Below are 2,254 nucleotides of genomic sequence, written 5' to 3'. Positions count from 1 at the left end.
GGCGGCGACCGCCGGCGCGTGGCGGCTCTGGTGGCGGATCGGTGAACGGGCCGCGCGCCTGCGCCGCCCCGACTACCCGCGGACGGGCCGCTCCGGGATCCGCCGCTGGCTGCCGTCCTGGCGTCAGTCCCTCTCCCTGTTCGTGTTCGCCCTCGCCGGTCTCGGCGGTTTTGTCGCCTACGCGTACGCCGAGACCCAAATCCCGGAGAAGCTCAACTCCTTCGCCACCCAGCAGGACAACGTCTACTACTGGGCGGACGGAACGGAGTTGGCGCGCAGCGGCTGGGTCCAGCGGCAGGAGATGCCGCTGTCGAAGGTTCCCGATCACGTCCGGGGAGCCGTACTGGCCGCCGAGAACGCGAACTTCTACTCGGATCCCGGGGTGTCCCTCTCGGGAATGGCCCGCGCCGTGGGCCGGATGATCACGGGCGGGGGGACCCAGGGCGGTTCGACCATCACCCAGCAGTACGTGAAGAACGCCTATCTGACGCAGGATCGGACCGCGTCGAGGAAGTTCGACGAGCTGCTGCTCGCGGTCAAGGTCGACAACCGGCTGAGCAAGGACCAGATCCTGGAGGGCTACCTCAACACCAGCTGGTTCGGGCGGGGGACGTACGGCATTCAGCGCGCCGCCCAGGCCTACTACGGCAAGGAGGTGAGCGAACTCGACCCGAGCGAGGCGGCGTTCCTCGCCTCGCTCCTCAAGGGCGCTTCCCTGTACGACCCGGCCCTCGGCCCGAAGAGCCGGGCGCGGGCGGTGGACCGGTGGGCCTGGATCCTCGACCGCATGGTGACGACGGGGGTGCTCTCGGCTGAGCAGCGGGCCGCGTACACCCACTTCCCCGAGCCCAAGGCCCCGCCCCGCACCTCCACCGAGAGCGGGCAGCCGGGCTATCTGGTCGGGCTGGCGAAGACGTACCTCCAGAAGGCCGGGAAGATCTCCGACGCCGCCTTCGACCTGGGCGGCTACCAGATCTACACGACGTTCGACCGGCGGCGCACCACAGCCCTCGCGAGCGCGGTGGGGAAGGTGCGCAAGGGCTTCGACCCGAAGAAGCCCAAGGACAAGTACGCCCGTACCGGCGCCGCGTCCGTCGCGCCCGACGGGCGGATCCTCGCGGTGTACGGCGGTCCCGACTCCCTCACCCAGGGGTTCAACGAGGCCAACGCCGTGACGGTACAGGCGGGTTCGGCGTTCACGCCGTTCGTGTACGCCGCCGCGCTGCGTGACGGGGTACGGCGTGAACGCGACGCGCCCCGCACGCCGGTGTCCCCCGGCTCCGTGTACGACGCCGACAACGATCTGCCCGTCCTCACTCCGGAGGGCCCGTACTGGGACCGCAACGGCAAGGTGGTAAAGGGGAAGAACGACGGCGGCCTGTCGTGGGGGCGGCTGACTCTGCACGACGCGATGGCCCGGTCCGCCAACACCCCTTTCCTCCAGCTGGGGATGGACGTCGGACTCGACCGGGTGGCGCGGGCCGCCCAGGACGCGGGGCTGCTCGGCGCCGGTCTGGGGCCGCGCGTCCCTGCCTTCTCCCTCGGCAACTCCACCCCGAGCGCGATCCGGATGGCGAGCGCGTACGGCACGTTCGCCGCGGGCGGGGTGCACGCCGAGCCGTACTCGGTCGTACGGGTGACCCGCAACGGCGAGCCGGTGAAACTGGCCTCCCACCGGAAGGACCGGGCGTTCAGCGCCGAGGTGAGCGGAGAGGTCACGGACGCCCTGCGGGCGGCGTACCGGAGGAGCGCGGCGGCGTCCGGCGAGGAGCCGGTGCCGGACACCGCCGGCAAGGTCGGTACCACCGGGGACCGTACGGCGGGCTGGTTCACCGGCTACACCGCCCGGGAGGCGACGGCCGTCGTCGTCTACCGGATGGACCTGAGAAACGTCACCCCGCTGCCCGTCACGGGCCTCGGCGGGACCGAGGACGCCGATCTGACGTACCCGGGCCGGATCTGGTCCGACTACCTGAAGTCCGTTGCCGGGCGCGGGGAATGACGGGACGTCGTTTCCGCGCAGCCGTGCCGAATCCCCCAGGAAGTGAAGGCCGCCGTGAGCCGCACCGACCGTAGCGACCGAACCGCCAGCCCCGACAACCCCGACCATCCCGGGAGCCGTAAGAACCGTGACCGCGCCGCCCGCCGGGCGGCGCGGCCCCGCACCGCCCTTCGCGCCAAGGTGGTCCTGGGTGTGGTCCTGGCCTGCGCGGCAGCCGCCGCGGCGGCCCCGCTCGTCAGCGGCGGCTCCGCC

2 protein-coding genes are annotated in these 2,254 nt (G+C 71.9%); both read left to right on the top strand.

Translation table 11 applies throughout. The features are described from left to right. The first annotated feature begins 37 nt into the window (after window positions 1–37). Window positions 38–2,002, top strand: a complete 1,965-nt coding sequence (locus GT042_RS05700; protein ID WP_161307600.1) for a transglycosylase domain-containing protein — start codon at window positions 38–40, stop codon at window positions 2,000–2,002. Between the two features lie 54 nt (window positions 2,003–2,056). Further along, window positions 2,057–2,254 (top strand): hypothetical protein (locus GT042_RS05695; RefSeq protein ID WP_161307599.1); only part of this gene is annotated, 198 nt, incomplete at its 3' end.

Source organism: Streptomyces sp. SID3212, from assembly GCF_009865405.1.
Classification (GTDB): Bacteria; Actinomycetota; Actinomycetes; order Streptomycetales; family Streptomycetaceae; genus Streptomyces.
The sequence above is the reverse complement of the archived record's forward strand: the minus strand, read 5'-3'. Positions and strand labels throughout refer to the sequence as shown.